Below are 16,072 nucleotides of genomic sequence, written 5' to 3'. Positions count from 1 at the left end.
TGGGACTATGGAGGCATGACCGGTCAGCCGGCGGACGACGAGCCGCAGTTCCATCAGCCCAACGTGGGTGAGCCGAATATTCAGGACGCCCACCACGCCGACGACATCGTCTTGCCCGCAAACAACCGTGCAGGTGTCGTCCCGACCCGGTATTCCTCGAATTCGGTGAGCGCGATCTTCAGCACCAAGCAGCGCAGCGGGGCCTGGGTCGTGCCGCCGAACCTCGATGCGAACGCCACGCTCGGCACGATCAAGCTCGACCTACGCGAGGCAACCTTCGAGTCGGCTGAGACGACCATCGACGTGGGCTGCTTCATGGGCGAGGTGAAGATCTGGGTGCCCGAGGGAACCCAGATCGTCGACGAGACCCACGCCATCGCAGCGGAGGTCAAGGTCAAGAAGCTCGGCCCGCCCTCACCGATCGGACCACGGATCACGCTCACCGGCACGGTCGTGTTTGCAGAAGTGACGGTCATCGGCAGCCGGAACATCACCTTGGTCGACCGGATCAAAGGCAGCTTCTAGATGAACCAGCAGCAATCGGCCCTTTTCGCCCCGCCAACGGAGGCCTGGACGCCGGTGTCCCGGCGCTACGCCGGGCTTCGCCGGCTATCATCTGCGACCAGCTGGGTATTCCTGGCTCTGATCATCGTGGGGCCGCAAGCATTCATGGTGTTCTTCCTGCAGGGTTTTCCGGGCTCGGCCATCCGAACACTCAGGTGGACGCTCGCGGCCAGCGCCGCCGTCCTGCTCGTCCTGGCGATCTGGCGACTGTGGCGGCAGGGCGCGATCGCCCGATCCTGGGCCTACGCAGAACGCGACTCCGACCTGTACATCAAATCGGGGATCTTCAACCGCCGGCTGACGGTCATTCCCTATGGACGCATGCAGGCCGTTAACATCTCGGCGGGCCCGATCGAGCGGGCGTTCAAGGTAGCCACCGTCAAGTTGGTGACCGCATCCGCGCAATCGGACGCGGTCATTCCGGGCCTCGACCCCGAGGCTGCGGCTGCCCTTCGTGACCGGCTCACCGAGCGCGGCGAGATACAGGCGACCGGGCTGTGAGCGAGTTTCCTCCCCCACCTCCCCGACCGCCACAACCAGGGCGGGACGACTTCTCTACTGAAAGCTCAGCCGGTGCCCCCGGTGAACAGTTGAGGTCAGAGGACACGGCAGGATCCGGGCCTTCTGGTAGCTCGCGGCCGCCCGAGGGCCCTGGGACCGTGCTTCCCGATGACCCCCGGGCCGCCTACGAGCCCGTCCTGGAGCATCCCCATCCACTGACCCCGATCGCGAAAAGCTGGATCGCGCTCGTCGCGGTCGGCTATTTCATCCTGCGCGATGCACCGGACATCTTGCAGGACACCCCGAGCGGCGGCTGGGGGACGATCGCCGAATTCTGGTACGTGCCGATCGGATTGCTGGTCGCGGTGCTCGCCGTATCCCTGATCGCCGGATACCTGACCTGGCGGTTCACCAGCTTCATCATCGACGACGAGCAGGTGCGCATCGAACGCAACTTCATTTCGCACCGTTCGGAGCGGATCGCCTTCACCAAGATCCAGTCGGTCGATGTCACTCAGCCTCTGGTGGCCCGGTTGCTCGGGCTTGCCGCGCTGCGCGTCGATGTCGGCGGCGGAGGCTCCAACGCGTCCATCGAATACCTCTCCCGCAAGCGGGCCTATCAGCTACGCGACTACCTGATCACTCGGGCGCACGGTACCAAGGCAACCGTCGCCGCGTCCGCCCAGACCCCTATCGGCACGGTGTTCTCGGACGCCTCGGCCGCCGATCGGCGGGTTGTCTCGGTGCCTCCGTCCCGGCTGGTCGCGTCCATGATCGTCACCAACTCGACCGTGGTTTTTCTGATCGTGATCGCGGCGCTGGTGGTCTACGGGATCATCGCCGATCAACCGCTGGCCTGGCTGTCCACCTCGTTCCTGATCCCCTGGGCACTGGCCATGGGCGCGATGATCCTCAACCGAATCCGCAACGAATGGAACTTCGTCCTGACGATGACACCCGACGGCGGGCTGCGCACTGCGTCCGGACTCACGTCGCTGACCAGCCAGACGATCCCGCGCAATCGTGTGCAGGCCGTCGACATCAGCCAGCCGCTGCTGTGGCGCATCGTCGGCTGGCAGCGCGTCCGCATCGACGTGCTCGGCCTGCCCACCGAGTCCAGCTCGAGCGTGCCCGCGAATCTGCTGCTGCCGGTCGGCTCAGCGCAAGACGTTGCAATCGTCCTGCATGCCTTGTGGCCGAATCTGAGATTGGACGCCATAGCGATGCGTCCGATACCCAAGAGTGCACGCTGGCTGCGCTGGTTGGACGCCCAAACCTACTCGTGGGGTTACGACGAGTACGTGCTGGTTGCCTCGGGCGGGCTGCTGCGTAAACGCACCTCGATCGTGCCGCACGCCAGGGTGCAGTCGGTGCGGCTGCGACAAGGAGTTATTCAGCGCAAGCTCCGGCTTGCCGATGTGCAGGCGCACACCACGCCCGGCCCGGTCGACGTGGTCTGCCAACATCTGGACGAGACGGATGCCCGCGCCCTTGCGATGAGCGAACTCGACAGAATGCGCGCCGCCCGGTCCCGTCCCGAGCTGTCGCTACTCAGCACTCCCCCGCAGCCGGATCGGCCGCCCAATAGCTGAAGATGCCGGTGTCGTTGAGCGAATCCAGGTAACTCTCGTCTGTGGACGGATCGATCCAGATCACATTTCCGCCGATCGCCGGATAATCCGTATGCGGTGCGTAACTCGACCTCACCAGCACGAGCGGGACGACCGGCAGCCAGTCGGCGGGCTCCCCCGGCTTGTCGGGCAGTTCCAAGGTCAGGGCCAGCGCCTTGTCGGTCGTCAAGATCTGGGCCAGCCCGGCGAGCTCCGGGTCGTCCGGGTCGAAGGCACCGTCGAACTTGGCCCGGTCGATAAGAATCTGTTGGACGACGGACGCGGTGCGCGCCGCGTGGCGAACTCTCGCGTCCTGTTTTGCCTGGTCGTCGAGGCCCTCGTAGCCGGGGATCATCTCCTCGACGATCTCCGCCGGTGTATCGGCGTAGACGGTGCTGCCATCGTGCAGCACCATGGCGTGTGTCCATTCGCCCCCATCGTCGCGTACTGGATTCGAGCCGTGACAGGAGTCATGATGATCGCGGAACTTCACCCGTTCAGCCTAGTTGGTCGGCGTCCCGGCAACGCCAACGGCTGGTGATAGACGCGCCCCTGGGCAACGTACCCGGACGACGCGGCGGAGAAGACCCTTGGGCCCCGCATGCCGCGGTCGTCGGCGATCCGGCGCAGCAAATCGCCCATCTCGTCCAACCGGCGCTGGGCGTCGTCCAACTCGGACTGCAAGCTGAGGATCCGGCGGATGCCGGTCAGATTGATGCCCTCGTCCTGCGACAGCCGCTGGATCAACCGCAGCCGCTGAATGTCGCGGGGCGAATACCTTCTGCCGCCGCCCTTGGCGCGGCTGGCGATCACCAGGCCCAGCCGGTCGTATTGCCGCAGGGTCTGGGGATGCATCTCGGCCAGGGATGCTGCCACCGAAATGCTGAAGATGGCAGCATCCGGATCCATGATCTCCGGCAGCATCCCGGCGCTCATCGGTTGCTCGCCAGCAAATCAGCGCGCGGATTCTGCTGCCCGGAGACCTCGGTGAAGGTCCGCAATGCGTCACGGGCCTGATCGGTCAGCCGATCAGGTACCTGCACGTCGATCGTGGCGAGCAGGTCGCCCTTGGTGCCCGAGCCCTTGGCGATGCCGCGGCCACGCACCCGGAAGGTGCGTCCGTTGGGGGTGCCGGCGGGCACTCGCAACTTGACCGAACCGCCGCCGAGGGTGGGTACCTCAATCTCGGCACCCAGCGCGGCCTCGGTGAACGTCACTGGGACGGTGACCGTCAGGTTGTCGCCGTTGCGCCCGAAAATGGGGTGCGGACGCACATGCACGAGCACATACAGATCACCGCGCGGGCCACCGTTTTCGCCCGGCGACCCTTTGCCCTTGATCCGGATCTTCTGGCCATCCGAGACGCCGGCCGGAATCCGCACCTGCATGGTGTGCCGGCTCTCGGCGCGTCCGGACCCGTGACAGGTGTCGCAGGGATCGTCCACGATCAGACCGCGCCCGTGGCATTCGCTACAGGTTTCGGTCATCGAGAACAATCCGCCGGCGCTCGCCTGCTGGACGCCGGAGCCTTGACAGGTCGGGCAGACTCTGGGCGAGGTGCCGGGTTTCGCTCCGGTGCCGTGGCAGACCGGGCAGGCGTCCTCACTCATCATCTGGACGCCGACGGTCGCGCCTTCGACGGCTTGGTTGAAGCCGATGGTGACTTCGCCTTCGACATCGGAACCACGGCGAGCGGCCCTGGTCTGGGTGCGCCTGGCGGAGGCGCCGCCAGCGGTCTGGCCGAAGAGGTTACCCAGCAGATCACCGAGCCCCGCGTCCCCCATGGTGGTGTGGAAGACGTTCTCTCCGCCGGCTCCGGACGCCGTGCCGGCGCCCGGGCGCTGGAAGCGGAAGCCTCCCGATCCGAACAAGTTGCGCTGTTCGTCGTACTCGGCGCGCTTGCCCGGATCGCTCAGCACATCGTGCGCCTCGGAGGCCTCCTTGAAACGCTGCTCGGCCTTCTTGTCGCCGGGATGCTGGTCAGGATGGTTCTCGCGGGCGATCTTGCGGAATGCCTTCTTGATCTGGTCGGGCTTGGCGTCCTTGGGGACACCGAGGACCTTGTAGTAGTCCTTCTCCATCCAATCCTTCTGGCTCATCGCCGCTCCCTCCTTTCCAGACTCTCCAGATTATTCGGCCGGTTCGGCCGGTACCGCAACGATCACCCGGGCCGGACGCACAACAGAATCGTTGATGCGGTAGCCCTGCTGCATGACGTCGCGCAAGACGATGTCGCTCACGTCGGGATCGGGCATCTGCATCAACGCCTCATGCAGCCTGGGGTCGAACTCGTCGCCCGGCGTACCGAACGACTCCAGTCCATAGCTCTTGGTGACCTTGGCCAACTCGTCGGCGGTCAGCTTGAAGCCACCGTTCAGGTCGTCGGCCTCGGCTGCTGCGGTGATCGAATCGAAGACCGGCAGCAGGTCGCGCAGCACCGCTTCGACGCCGCCCTGGCGGGCCAGCGAACGATCGCGGTCGACGCGCTTCTTGTAGTTGATGTACTCGGCATGGACGCGCTGCAGGTCTTCGGTGCGCTCGGCCACCAAAGCCTTCAGTTGATCGATCTCGTCGGCTGGGCCGGGCTCGGTTGTCTCGGTCGCCTCGTCGGTCTCGGTCGCGGCCTCGTCCGAGGCTGCCTCGCCCACTCCGGGTTCGGCGCCGGGAGCGGCCCCGGCTTTATCAGCCGGAGCCGCCGCGTCAGCGTCATCCGAGGTCAGGTCCGCCTGCCCGATCACTTCGCCTTGCGGCTCGTCGGGCATGGCTTCCTGGTCCACGGGTTCGGTCATGAATGATCAGTCCTTCTTCTCTTCGTCGTCGACGATCTCGGCGTCCACCACGTCATCGTCGCCGGAGGTGGCATCCTCGGCGGACGACTCGGTGCCGGCCTGGGCCTGGGCAGCTTGCTCGGCCTGAGCGGCCTGGTAAACAGCCTGCCCCATGGCAGCCGACTTCTGGTTCAGATCGTCCATAGCGGAACGAACCTCATCATCATTGTCGGTGCCCTTCAGGGCCTCCTTCAAGGTATCCAGGGCCTCGGTGACCGGGGTCTTCACGTCCTCAGGAATCTTGTCGCCGTTCTCCTCGAGGAGCTTCTCGGTGCGGAACGTCAGGCCGTCGGCCTCGTTACGCATGTCGACACTCTCGCGGCGCTTCTTGTCGGCCTCTTCGTTGGCCTCGGCTTCCTTGACCATCTTGTCGATCTCGTCCTTGCCGAGGGCCGAGCCACCGGTGACGGTCATCGACTGTTCCTTGCCGGTCGCCATGTCCTTCGCATACACGTGGACGATGCCGTTCGCGTCGATGTCGAAGGTGACCTCGATCTGCGGCAGGCCACGCGGCGCGGGCATCAGTCCGGTCAACTCGAAGTTGCCCAGCGACTTGTTGTCACGGGCGAACTGGCGCTCGCCTTGGTAGACCTGAATCATCACCGAAGGCTGGTTGTCTTCGGCCGTGGTGAAGATCTCGGACCGCTTGGTCGGGATCGTGGTGTTCCGCTCGATGATGCGGGTCATCACGCCGCCCTTGGTCTCGATACCGAGGCTCAGCGGGGTGACGTCCAACAGCAGAACGTCCTTGACCTCGCCCTTCAGCACACCGGCCTGCAGGGACGCGCCGAGCGCGACGACCTCGTCCGGGTTCACGGTCTTGTTCGGCTCCTTGCCACCGGCCAGCTCGCGGACGAGCTCCTGCACGGCGGGCATCCGGGTCGAGCCGCCGACCAGAATGATCTGATCGATCTGCGAAACCGATGCCTTGGCGTCCGAGAGGACCGAATTGAACGGGCCCTTACAACGATCCAGCAGATCCTGGGTGATGCGCTGGAACTCGACGCGGGTCAGCTTCTCTTCGAGGTGCAGTGGACCCTCGGGACCGGCGGTGATGTAAGCGATGTTGATATCGGTGCTCTGCACCTGGCTCAACTCGATCTTGGCGCGCTCGGCGGCTTCCTTCAGACGCTGAACGGCCATCTTGTCCTTGGACAGGTCGACGCCGGTCTTGTTCTTGAACTGGGTGACCAGCCAGTCGATGATGCGCTGATCCCAGTCGTCGCCGCCCAGCCTCGGGTCGCCCTTGGTCGCCTTGACCTCGAAAACGCCCTCGCTGATATCCAGCAGCGAAACGTCGAAGGTGCCACCGCCGAGGTCGAAGACCAAGACGGTTTGCTCCTGCTCCGACTTGTCGAGGCCGTAGGCCAACGCCGCCGCGGTGGGCTCATTGATGATGCGGTCGACGGTCAGTCCGGCGATCTCGCCGGCCTCCTTGGTCGCCTGGCGCTCGGCATCGCCGAAGTAGGCGGGCACGGTGATCACCGCGTTGGTGATGGGCTCACCGAGATAGGCCTCGGCGTCCCTCTTCAGCTTCTGCAGCACGTAGCCGCTGATCTGCTGCGGACGATAGTCCTTGCCGTCGATGGTGGTCTTCCAGTCGGTGCCCATGTGGCGCTTGACCGAAAGAACAGTGCGATCGGGGATGGTCACGGCCTGACGCTTGGCGATCTCGCCGACCATGACCTCACCGCCCTTGGCGAAAGCCACCACTGACGGCGTGGTGCGCGAACCTTCGGCGTTCGGGATGACGGTGGGTTCGCCACCTTCCAGCACCGCGACAACCGAGTTCGTGGTGCCGAGGTCGATGCCAACTGCACGAGCCATGTTGTGTTTCCTCCTTGCATCCCTGGTGGGACGCTCTGCTTGTTCTTGCTAAGTTCAGTTGCGATTCACGTCTCAGCGAGCCGCGCTGGATTGAGTCTAGCGCACTCAACTCTGAAACTTGAGTCCACCTGACTCAACTACATGGCCAGGCGGGTTATTCCGGGGTTGGCTTGTTTTCCGGAGGTCATTTCCCGACCTACCCCGGTGCGCGCAAGAGCCTCCGCGATTGCCGTGGCCTCACCTTGACATGCCAAGAAGCCAACACGCCTCTTACGCGACCCCTTCATGCGAAGACTCGAGATCAGCACGCCGCTGACGCCACTTCCGGCAGTGTTCCCAATACCGCGTGCAAATCCTTCCGCAATCACTGCACAACCCACCCCGACACGCCGCTGTTACCGCATGCCAGAGCCGACTTGCGGAAGGTTTTACACAAAGACATCCCGCCACGGAGAAAGGCTCAGAACTCCGTGACGGGATGAACCGGGGTTGCGGCATTCGTGCTCAGCAAGCCACGTCCCAGGGACCTACTCGGCTGCGAATCCGGCCATCGGCGGCGCCGTGCTTCACCGGTCGCCCCGATCAGGGACGTCCGTGTGAAGCCGGCTCACCGCGAACTGCACAGATACGCAAGCTCGACCAGGGTTTAGATTGCTCGCTTCACATCGTCAGTGGATGGCGAAAGCGAAGGATCGATGCCCTCGATATGTCCGGCCTCGATGTCGTTGGCCTTCTTGAAGAATTTCGTCACTCCGAACAGCACACCGGCGACGATGGAGGCGATACCCAAGGTGATGACACCAGCGGAATCCCCCCACAGGCCCTCGGCCCAGGTACGCAGGTTCGGCGCCACGAAACCACCGAGGTTGCCGATTGAGTTGACCAATCCGATGCCGGTCGCCGCGGCGACGCCGGTCAGATACTCGGTGGGCAGCGACCAGAAGATCGCCTGCATGCCCACGAACCCGATGGCGGCGAAGGATAGGCCGGCAATCGCCATCACGGGATGGGCGGCGAAGATTCCGGAGCAGCCCAGCCCGATGCCGGCGACCACCAACAGCGAGGTGCCGATCAGATGCTGCTTACGCGTCCGGTCGGCCAGCCCCGGGAAGTAGAGCACCGAGATGAGACCGAAGATCCACGGAATGGCGGTGACCAGGGACGACGCGAACCCAAGGCTCTGGCCGGTGATGCTGGCGACCTGAGTGGGCAGGAAGAACGTCATGCCGTAGACGGCGATCTGGATGCCGAAGTAGATCAGGCAGAAGTACCACACGCGCCAGTCGACGAGAGCTGCGGAGATCTTGTGCGGTGCTTGACCTTCGGCCTTGCTGACAGATTCGCTCTCGATGGTGTCGTTCAGCGCCTGGCGCTCTTCGGGCTCGAGCCACTTGTGTGCATCGAGCGGCTTGTCGGTGAGGTAGTGGTATGACCAGAAACCGACAAGGGTGGCGACGATGCCCTCGATGAGGAACATCCACTGGATGCCGCGCCAGCCCCAGATGCCGTCCATCTGCAGCAGGGCCCCGGAGATCGGGTTGCCGATGATGCCGGCAAGGGCGAGGCCCATATAGAACATGCCGCGGGCCCGGTTGAGGTGACGCGCAGGCACCCAGTAGGTCAAATACAAAATGACGCCGGGGAAGAAGCCTGCCTCGGCCACGCCGAGCAGGAACCGCAAGATGTAGAAGCTGACCGGACCGCTGACGAAGAAGAACGCGGCGGCCACCAGGCCCCAGGAGATCATGATCCTGGCCATCCACCATTTGGCGCCGACCCTGTGCATCATGATGTTGCTGGGGACCTCGAAGACGGCATAGCCGATGAAGAACAGACCGGCTCCGAATGCATAAGCGCCGGCAGAAATGCCGAAGTCAACCTCGAATTCGGTCTTGGCGAAGCCGACATTGCTGCGATCGAGGAAGGCGATGACATACATCAGCAGCAAGAAGGGGATGAGGTGCTTGAAGACCTTCTTGGTGGCGCTTTCCGACAGGTCGTAGCGCCGAGCGTGATCGTAAGGGATCGGCTCCGCTATTGGTTCCGCCTCTTTCGATACTGCCTTTTTTGGATCTGCGGACATCAATGTCTCGATTCAGTGTGCGTGGTTCTTTTGGATATCAACGCCGGCCATCGGCGGTCAGCTTCCTACATCGTATATCATCCATCGGCTGATTGGTACCGTGTGATATTCGATACCGGTGATTTTCCCAGGCGTTGGGCGGGTACTGATGGCCACGTCGCGCGCGGTGCCCGATTGACGATGTGACGCACAGCAGGCCGTCCGAAATGCGACACGCCATCAAAGAATCCGGCGATGAAACCGCTGGTCGGCTCATGAGCTGATGGGATGCTCTGTGTGAATGACATGCCTGTTGCTTCGTCGGCGCGGACTCCCTCGGATGGACGCCGAGCCGGTATTCTCGACCGGATCTTCGGCGCTCCATCCGCGGTTCGTGACGCGGACCTGCTTCCTGTTGACCAGCCGTTGCGTCCGACCGATCAACGGGCAGGGCGGACGGCCCTGCAATACAACGGCTTCGTCCGCCTGTTGGTGTTCGGTGCGATCGTGGCGGCCGCAATGGTTGCGATCGTCTTCGTCGCAACCATGGTGAACAATTCGCTCGGGTTCTCGTCCGACTCGATGTGGACGACGCTGCAGGTCTGGGTTCAGGCCGCCGCAGTCGTGGCAATTGTGGTTGCCTACTGGGTGGTCGGGCGTTTCGTCGAACGGCGCAGGCCCTTGTATGAGCTTGCCCCCAGGCGGGCAGTTCGGGGATTGGCCTCAGGTATCGCGCTCGGAGTCGTGCTGATGGCGATATGTGCCGGCTGTTTGGGGCTGCTCGGGGTGTTTCGGATCGAAGGCGTGAATTTCGGCTACTCGTGGTGGTCGGCGCTGCTGACCGTCGGATTGTCCGCCGCCGTCACCGAGGAGATCTTGTTTCGTGGAATCCTGTTCCGGTTCGTGGAAGCCGGCTTCGGCACCTGGGCGGCGATCGCCGTCAGCGCGGTCTTCTTCGGAGCAGGGCATCTCGGTAACCCGCAAGCCACGTTGCTCGGTGCCGTCGGCATCGCCTTCGAGGCAGGCATCTTGTTCGCCGCCTTGTATGCATTCACCCGCAGCTTGTGGACGGTGATGGGGCTGCACTTTGCCTGGAACGTGGTGCAGGGGCCGGTACTGGGCATCGTCGTATCGGGCACTTCCACATCGGGCAACGGCTTCCTGCGGTCGTCGTTGACGGGACCCGAGTGGCTGAGCGGTGGATCATTCGGCATCGAGGCCTCGACCCTGACAATCGTTGTGCTCACCGCGGTGGGCATCTGGCTGCTGGTCGCGGTCGCCCGCCGGGGCTTGATCGTCCGACCCTTCTGGGTTCGGCGCCGTCGGTTGGCGACATCGAGCGACAGAATCTGGGTGCGGTAAGACCCGGCTCCTACCGCACCCAGAAGTGCTTCATTGAGGGCTGCCAGCTGGATCAGGCGTCCAAACCGGCCTTCAAGTCAGCCTCGTAGTCACTGAGATAGTCAGCGAATTCATCGCCGTACAGCGGTGCGGTCTGCATGTAGTTGTCCTCCATGTACGTCGTGAACTCATCCGTCTCGGCGTACTGCTTTGAGGCGTCGATCCAGTACTGCTTCGCCTCGTCGCTCAGCCCACCCGGAGCAATAATTCCGCGGAACTGAGAGAAGGTCACGTTGATACCTTCTTCGATGGTCGTCGGGATGTCTTTCAAGTCGTCATAGGAGTAGCGCTCATCAGAAATCGCACAGAGCGCTTTCATGTCGCCCGATTCCAGCTGACCGACGATCTCGCTCGGATTCGCGACCGCGATGTCGACATGGCCGCCCATGGCAGCCGCGATCGCTTCGCCACCCGATTCATAGGGCACCTGCTGGAAGGTGATTCCTTGATCCTTTTGAATCAAGTTCAGCTGAATCGCATCATTGCCAGTCGGGCCTCCGGACGCGGCCGCTTTCACTGTTGAAGTCCTGGCGGCCTCGACGACCTCCGCGCAACTGGTGTACGCCGAGTCCTTTGAGACCACGACCATTGCCGAGTCCTGACCCACTTTCATGATCGGGGTGAAGGACTGCCAGGTGAACGGCACATCTTGTGTCAGAGGCAGGTTCACCATCGCAGTCTCGGTACCGAGCAGATATGAAGCATCTCCCTCATGCGTCATGAACTCCGCATATCCGACCGCGCCGCCACCGCCCTGCAGGTTTTCCACCGAGATCGTCTTATCCGTGACGCCTTCGAGCCCGGACGCGATGGCGCGACCCGAAACATCGGATCCACCTCCGGGACCCATCGGCACGATCATTGTGATGCGATCACCGGGATCGAAGCCATCTCCCGAGCCAGAGCCGGAGTCGCCTCCCGAGCAACCTGCCAGCGCCAATGTCAGGGCTGCTGTCCCAGCAACGGCGCATGCGAGCTTGCTTTTAGTCATGTCGTCTCTCCTTTGAGTGTGGTGTTTACGGTTAGTTGCCTATTGCGTGACCGGGACGGCAGCCTTCGGCTTGCGTCCCACGCGCTTGGCCACATTGGGGATCACCATGATGACGACGGTGATCAGCAGAATCGCCAGCGCGAGCGGCTCTTTGAACAGCACGGTGAGATCCCCATTCGAATAGGAGGAGGTCTGGACGAGTGCCTTCTCGACCATTGGGCCGAGCACCAGGCCAAGGATCAGCGGAGCCGTGGGGTAGTCGTATTTCTTCAAGAAGAACCCGGCAACGCCTGCCGCGAACAAGACGGTCAGCGCGAACAGGTTATTGCCGACGGCGAAGGCGCCGATCATGGAGAAGAACAGGATCAGTGGATACAGGTACGAATAGTTCAAGCGGAGTGCCTGAGCGAAAACCGGTGCCAGCGGCAAGTTCAGGACAAGCAGGATGACATTGCCAATGAAGAACGACGTCAGCAGGCCCCACACCAGCGACGGCTGACTCTGGAATAGCAAGGGGCCCGGTTGCACGCCATACATCACGAATGCGCCCAGCAGCACAGCAGTCGTCGTACCGCCGGGAATTCCGAGGGCCAGGGTCGGAATGAAGTTGGCATTGGCAGCGTTGTTGGCGGATTCGGCAGCGGCCACGCCTTGAATGGCGCCTTTACCAAAGTTCCTACGGAAAGGACTGACCTGCTTCTCGACGCCGTACGCGACCAAGGCGGCGAGAGTCGATCCCGCCCCCGGCAGTGTGCCGAGCGCAAAGCCGACGCCGCTGCCACGCAGAATCGACGGCATCGATTGCTTGACATCATTGCGCTTGATTCTCATGTCACGCATGCGAGTCGTGATCGGCTCGACACCACCGGTGCCGATCTGGCTCACGACTTCACCGATTGCGAAGACTCCGATCATCACGACAACGAAATCGATACCGCCGAGCAACTGGATATTGCCGAACGTGAAGCGCGCCTGAGCGAAGCCGGTCGACATGCCCACGGCGGACAGGAAGAGGCCGAGCCCCGCCATCATCAGACCCTTGGCGAGATTGTCACCTGAGAAAGAGATGATCGTGAGCAAACCCATGATCATGATGGCCAGCATTTCGGCCGGACCGAACCGCAGGGCAAAAGTCGCGATCGGAGCCGCTATCAGCATGAGCAGAACCAGCGAGATGACCGCCGCAACGAACGATCCGATTGCGGCAATGGCAAGAGCCTTGCCCGCCTGCCCTTTTCTGGCCAGTGCATACCCGTCGATCACGGTAGCGACCGCGTTTGCGTCTCCCGGGGTTGCAATCAGCACGGCAGCGATTGTGCCCCCATATTGGCAGCCATAGTAGATGCCGGCGAGCATGATGAGGGCAGTCACCGGCTCCATCGACAAGGTGAGTGGCAACAATACCGCCACGCCTGTCGTCGCACCGAGTCCGGGCAACATACCGATCACTGTGCCCAGCACGACGCCGATCAGGCACCACAACAGATTCTCGGGTGTCAACGAAGTTGAAAAGCCTAAGAGGATGTTCTCAAGCATGATTCACCATCCCTAGATCAGACCGAGCATGCCGGTAGGCAACGGAACGTTGAGCACGAGCCCGAAGACCACCCAGCCGAACACGAACGACCCGACACCAGCGATCAACGCGATCCACCAGGGTTTACGCTCGACGAACGCGATCAGCCCGAATACCATCAGGCTGAGTGAGATCAGGAGTCCGATGATCCTAGTGAGCAGGACGGTCAGCAGGATCGCCCCGAAAACCAAAACAACTGCCCGATTCCGCTGGGCGGCGGTGCGTCCAAGATTATCGACATCGTCGGCGTCCGCTATCGCGTTCGCTTCTTCTGTCCCCTCGGCTCCGGCGCGCTGCTTGCGCAGTGCATTCAGGCACTCAACAAGCGTCGCCAGCACCATGACCACGGACGCGAGGAACGGCACCATGCCCGGACCGACAAGCCCGTCGGCCGTCTCAAGCCCGTAACCGATCGAGCCGACCAATACCGCGATGCCGATTCCCAGAAATATCAGCCGAACGATCCATGGTCCCAACTCGACACGCTTGTGTGCTCCCGCCTCATGAGCCACTGATTCACTCATGCTGCTGCCCAGCCCGCTTCGCGACGGTCCTGCGGCCGAGGGCAACCGCGATGTCGAATGCCTGCTGGGCGGGACCGATGCTTGCCTTGTTCTGGCCGACGATGTTGTAGGCCGTGCCATGGGCAGGGGTCGCGATCGGAACCGGCAGCCCACCTTGCACGGTGACGCCGCCGTCGAAGCCCATCAGCTTCATGGCGATCTGGCCTTGGTCGTGATACATCGTCACGACGCCGTCATACTGTCTGTCGCGGGCCGCGATGAAGATCGTGTCGCAGGGGAAGGGCCCCTTCGCATCGATCCCTTCATTGACTGCCAGCTTGATACCGGGAGCGATGTGGTCGATTTCCTCGCGCCCGAACTGGCCCGATTCGCCGGCATGCGGGTTCAGCGCGCAAACCGCCAGCCGAGGCTTCTCGATGCCGTTGGCGCTGATCACCTCGTTGAGCAGCCGAATCGCCTCATAAACCGAACGTGCATTGATGCGTCTGGAGACGTCGCTGATCGGACAGTGCGAGGTCACCCGCGAGGTCGTCAGATGCCCGGAGAAGTTCAACTCCGACGTGGTGCCGGTGAAGCCGAGTTCTTTGGCGAACCAGCGAAGCTCGTCCTCCTCGTGCATTCCCGCATCGTGCAGCGCCGACTTGTTGAGCGGCAGGAACTGGATCGAGTCGATCTTGTTCTGTTTGAACAGCTCCAGGCAGTCCAGCAGGTCGCTCATCACTCGCTTGCCTCCCGCGACGGACGCCACCCCACGCTCGACAGGCACGTCCGCGAGCTTCGAACCCACCAAAACGACCTTGCCGTGCTCAGCCTGATCAGCGACAGGGATTGCGACGCCGACTTCATCGGCGAACCGTTTCAGTTCTGCGGGCGAGGCCAGCAAATGGATATCTGCCTTGTTACGGTTCTCCTCATTGGCCAGGAGCTTCACCGCCAATTCAGGCCCCACCCCCGACAAGTCGCCTAAAGTCATCGCCAATCTGGGTCGAATAGACTCAGTATCAATCAGATCACGCATTGCAGTCTCCCATCGATGACGTGGATGACAGGCTCTCGGTGTTGCTACCGCGAGCCCCGATTTGGCTCACTTCAACGTGCTGACGAAATCAAGTACCTGAACGCAGCTGGGAATTATCACCTTGTCTGGCCCCTTCGCCGGATATCCGATTCCGCTTACCTGCGTCAGTATTGTATATATTTCGTGGTCAGTCAACCCAGGTCGGCTGCGCACAATTGCTTTTCCTTCCAGGGGCCGGACACGTCCGGTGGGTCCGGCAGAGCGCCTTTCTATCAGCTCTCGCGTTCTTTGCGGACGCGCATCCTCAGGTTTGCCAGGTGCAGCCGCATCGCAGCTTGGGCGGCGTCCGGATTGCGGTTGGCCAGCGCCTCGATGATGGCACGATGCTCGGTAAGAGTCTGCGCCTGATCGGCCACGACCTCTTCATCGAAGGATCGATAGCGCTGGACATGGCTGCCCATCACCTCCAGCGCCGAGGCGAGGTAGTGGTTGCCTGCGGCTCTCGCGATGTGGGCATGGAAGTCATGGTCGGCGTCCAAGAAGCCGCGGAATCCTTCGAAGCTGTCCGCCGCATCCCAGGCCTGCTGATAATGCCAGGTGGCTTCGAGGTTTGCCAGCAACTCGGCATTCACGTGGGAGGCGGCCAACCATGCGGTCTTCTCCTCGATAGTCATTCTGGCCTCGAAGAGGTCGTCCAGTTCGGTAGCGCCGGGGCGTGGGGACACCCGAAAGCCTTTGTTGTTCTCGCGCACCACCAGGCCACTGGCGCTGGCCCGGACCAACGCTTCGCGTACCGGTGTCGCAGAAACCCCCATGCTCTTGGCCAATGAATGGATGCGCAATGGCTGCATCGGCCTCAATTCACCCTGAAGTATCAGATCGACGAGACTGTCATAGGCCTGACCGGCCAGTCCAAGCGGATGCTCGCTGAGCACTTCGGCGAGATCATCATCTTCGATGGCCACGGCAGGCCCTCCTCGGTCTAAAGGATTTGGCAGAATTATATGCAATGTTGTAGCACAGGCGGGCGACCGATCTGGTCCTGTCATCAATGATCCGGGCCCTCGTCCAAGCCGAAGGCGCGGCCCCACCTCACGTTTTGACGAACGAACGGATCACTTCGAAGACTACTCACGGCGCTCGGACGCCACACTGTCCGCGTAGTCTCCT

The 16,072-nt window shown here is 62.6% G+C and carries 15 protein-coding genes; 4 read left to right on the top strand and 11 right to left on the bottom strand.

Translation table 11 applies throughout. The features are described from left to right. Nucleotides 1–15: 15 nt before the first annotated feature. The 3 genes from QQ658_RS00145 (at nucleotide 16) to QQ658_RS00135 (ending at nucleotide 2,657) form a co-directional block, all read left to right on the top strand. Nucleotides 16–525, top strand: a complete 510-nt coding sequence (locus tag QQ658_RS00145) for a LiaF domain-containing protein (RefSeq protein WP_286025670.1) — start codon at nucleotides 16–18, stop codon at nucleotides 523–525. Further along, on the top strand, nucleotides 526–1,065 hold the full coding sequence (locus QQ658_RS00140; protein ID WP_286025669.1) for a PH domain-containing protein: 540 nt from the start codon (nucleotides 526–528) through the stop codon (nucleotides 1,063–1,065). A 158-nt stretch (nucleotides 1,066–1,223) separates the two neighbouring features. Then, complete coding sequence (locus tag QQ658_RS00135) at nucleotides 1,224–2,657, top strand: PH domain-containing protein (RefSeq protein ID WP_286025668.1); 1,434 nt, start codon at nucleotides 1,224–1,226, stop codon at nucleotides 2,655–2,657. Here QQ658_RS00135 and QQ658_RS00130 read toward each other — a convergent pair. From QQ658_RS00130 to QQ658_RS00105, 6 genes are all read right to left on the bottom strand, one after another. Further along, nucleotides 2,617–3,168: a hypothetical protein gene (locus tag QQ658_RS00130; RefSeq protein ID WP_286025667.1), complete on the bottom strand. Its 552-nt coding sequence runs from the start codon at nucleotides 3,166–3,168 to the stop codon at nucleotides 2,617–2,619. The genes QQ658_RS00135 and QQ658_RS00130 overlap by 41 nt on opposite strands. Further along, nucleotides 3,165–3,611 (bottom strand): heat shock protein transcriptional repressor HspR, encoded by a 447-nt coding sequence (locus tag QQ658_RS00125; protein ID WP_286025666.1) that lies wholly within the window; start codon nucleotides 3,609–3,611, stop codon nucleotides 3,165–3,167. The genes QQ658_RS00130 and QQ658_RS00125 overlap by 4 nt, the downstream gene beginning before the upstream one ends. Next, entirely contained in the window at nucleotides 3,608–4,774 is a 1,167-nt protein-coding gene (dnaJ, locus tag QQ658_RS00120; protein ID WP_286025665.1) for a molecular chaperone DnaJ, read from the bottom strand. The genes QQ658_RS00125 and dnaJ overlap by 4 nt, the downstream gene beginning before the upstream one ends. A 30-nt stretch (nucleotides 4,775–4,804) precedes the next feature. Further along, nucleotides 4,805–5,464: a nucleotide exchange factor GrpE gene (locus QQ658_RS00115; RefSeq protein ID WP_353057931.1), complete on the bottom strand. Its 660-nt coding sequence runs from the start codon at nucleotides 5,462–5,464 to the stop codon at nucleotides 4,805–4,807. Nucleotides 5,465–5,470: 6 nt separating this feature from the next. After that, nucleotides 5,471–7,330, bottom strand: coding sequence for a molecular chaperone DnaK (gene dnaK / locus QQ658_RS00110; protein WP_286025664.1), 1,860 nt, complete (start codon nucleotides 7,328–7,330; stop codon nucleotides 5,471–5,473). Between the two features lie 646 nt (nucleotides 7,331–7,976). Further along, a complete protein-coding gene (locus tag QQ658_RS00105) occupies nucleotides 7,977–9,413 on the bottom strand; it encodes an MFS transporter (RefSeq protein WP_286025663.1) in 1,437 nt (478 codons plus the stop codon). A gap of 285 nt (nucleotides 9,414–9,698) precedes the next feature. Here QQ658_RS00105 and QQ658_RS00100 point away from each other — a divergent pair, with 285 nt between their 5' ends. Further along, nucleotides 9,699–10,754 (top strand): CPBP family intramembrane glutamic endopeptidase, encoded by a 1,056-nt coding sequence (locus tag QQ658_RS00100; RefSeq protein WP_286027136.1) that lies wholly within the window; start codon nucleotides 9,699–9,701, stop codon nucleotides 10,752–10,754. 52 nt (nucleotides 10,755–10,806) lie between these two features. Here QQ658_RS00100 and QQ658_RS00095 read toward each other — a convergent pair whose 3' ends face one another. The 5 genes from QQ658_RS00095 to QQ658_RS00075 all read right to left on the bottom strand — a co-directional run bounded on the left by QQ658_RS00095 (nucleotide 10,807) and on the right by QQ658_RS00075 (nucleotide 15,867). Then, complete coding sequence (locus QQ658_RS00095; protein ID WP_286025662.1) at nucleotides 10,807–11,784, bottom strand: tripartite tricarboxylate transporter substrate binding protein; 978 nt, start codon at nucleotides 11,782–11,784, stop codon at nucleotides 10,807–10,809. A gap of 39 nt (nucleotides 11,785–11,823) precedes the next feature. Next, nucleotides 11,824–13,284, bottom strand: coding sequence for a tripartite tricarboxylate transporter permease (locus tag QQ658_RS00090; RefSeq protein ID WP_286025661.1), 1,461 nt, complete (start codon nucleotides 13,282–13,284; stop codon nucleotides 11,824–11,826). A 48-nt stretch (nucleotides 13,285–13,332) separates the two neighbouring features. Next, on the bottom strand, nucleotides 13,333–13,884 hold the full coding sequence (locus QQ658_RS00085) for a tripartite tricarboxylate transporter TctB family protein (RefSeq protein ID WP_286025660.1): 552 nt from the start codon (nucleotides 13,882–13,884) through the stop codon (nucleotides 13,333–13,335). Continuing rightward, nucleotides 13,877–14,857 carry a 4-hydroxythreonine-4-phosphate dehydrogenase PdxA gene (locus tag QQ658_RS00080; protein ID WP_286025659.1) on the bottom strand — a complete coding sequence of 327 codons (981 nt, stop codon included), beginning with the start codon at nucleotides 14,855–14,857 and terminating at the stop codon, nucleotides 13,877–13,879. Before QQ658_RS00080 ends, QQ658_RS00085 begins: the two co-directional genes overlap by 8 nt. Before the next feature lie 317 nt (nucleotides 14,858–15,174). After that, nucleotides 15,175–15,867: a GntR family transcriptional regulator gene (locus QQ658_RS00075; protein ID WP_286025658.1), complete on the bottom strand. Its 693-nt coding sequence runs from the start codon at nucleotides 15,865–15,867 to the stop codon at nucleotides 15,175–15,177. Between the last annotated feature and the right edge of the window lie 205 nt (nucleotides 15,868–16,072).

It is taken from the genome of Propionimicrobium sp. PCR01-08-3 (assembly GCF_030286045.1).
Taxonomy (GTDB): Bacteria; Actinomycetota; Actinomycetes; order Propionibacteriales; family Propionibacteriaceae; genus Brooklawnia.
The sequence above is the reverse complement of the archived record's forward strand: the minus strand, read 5'-3'. Positions and strand labels throughout refer to the sequence as shown.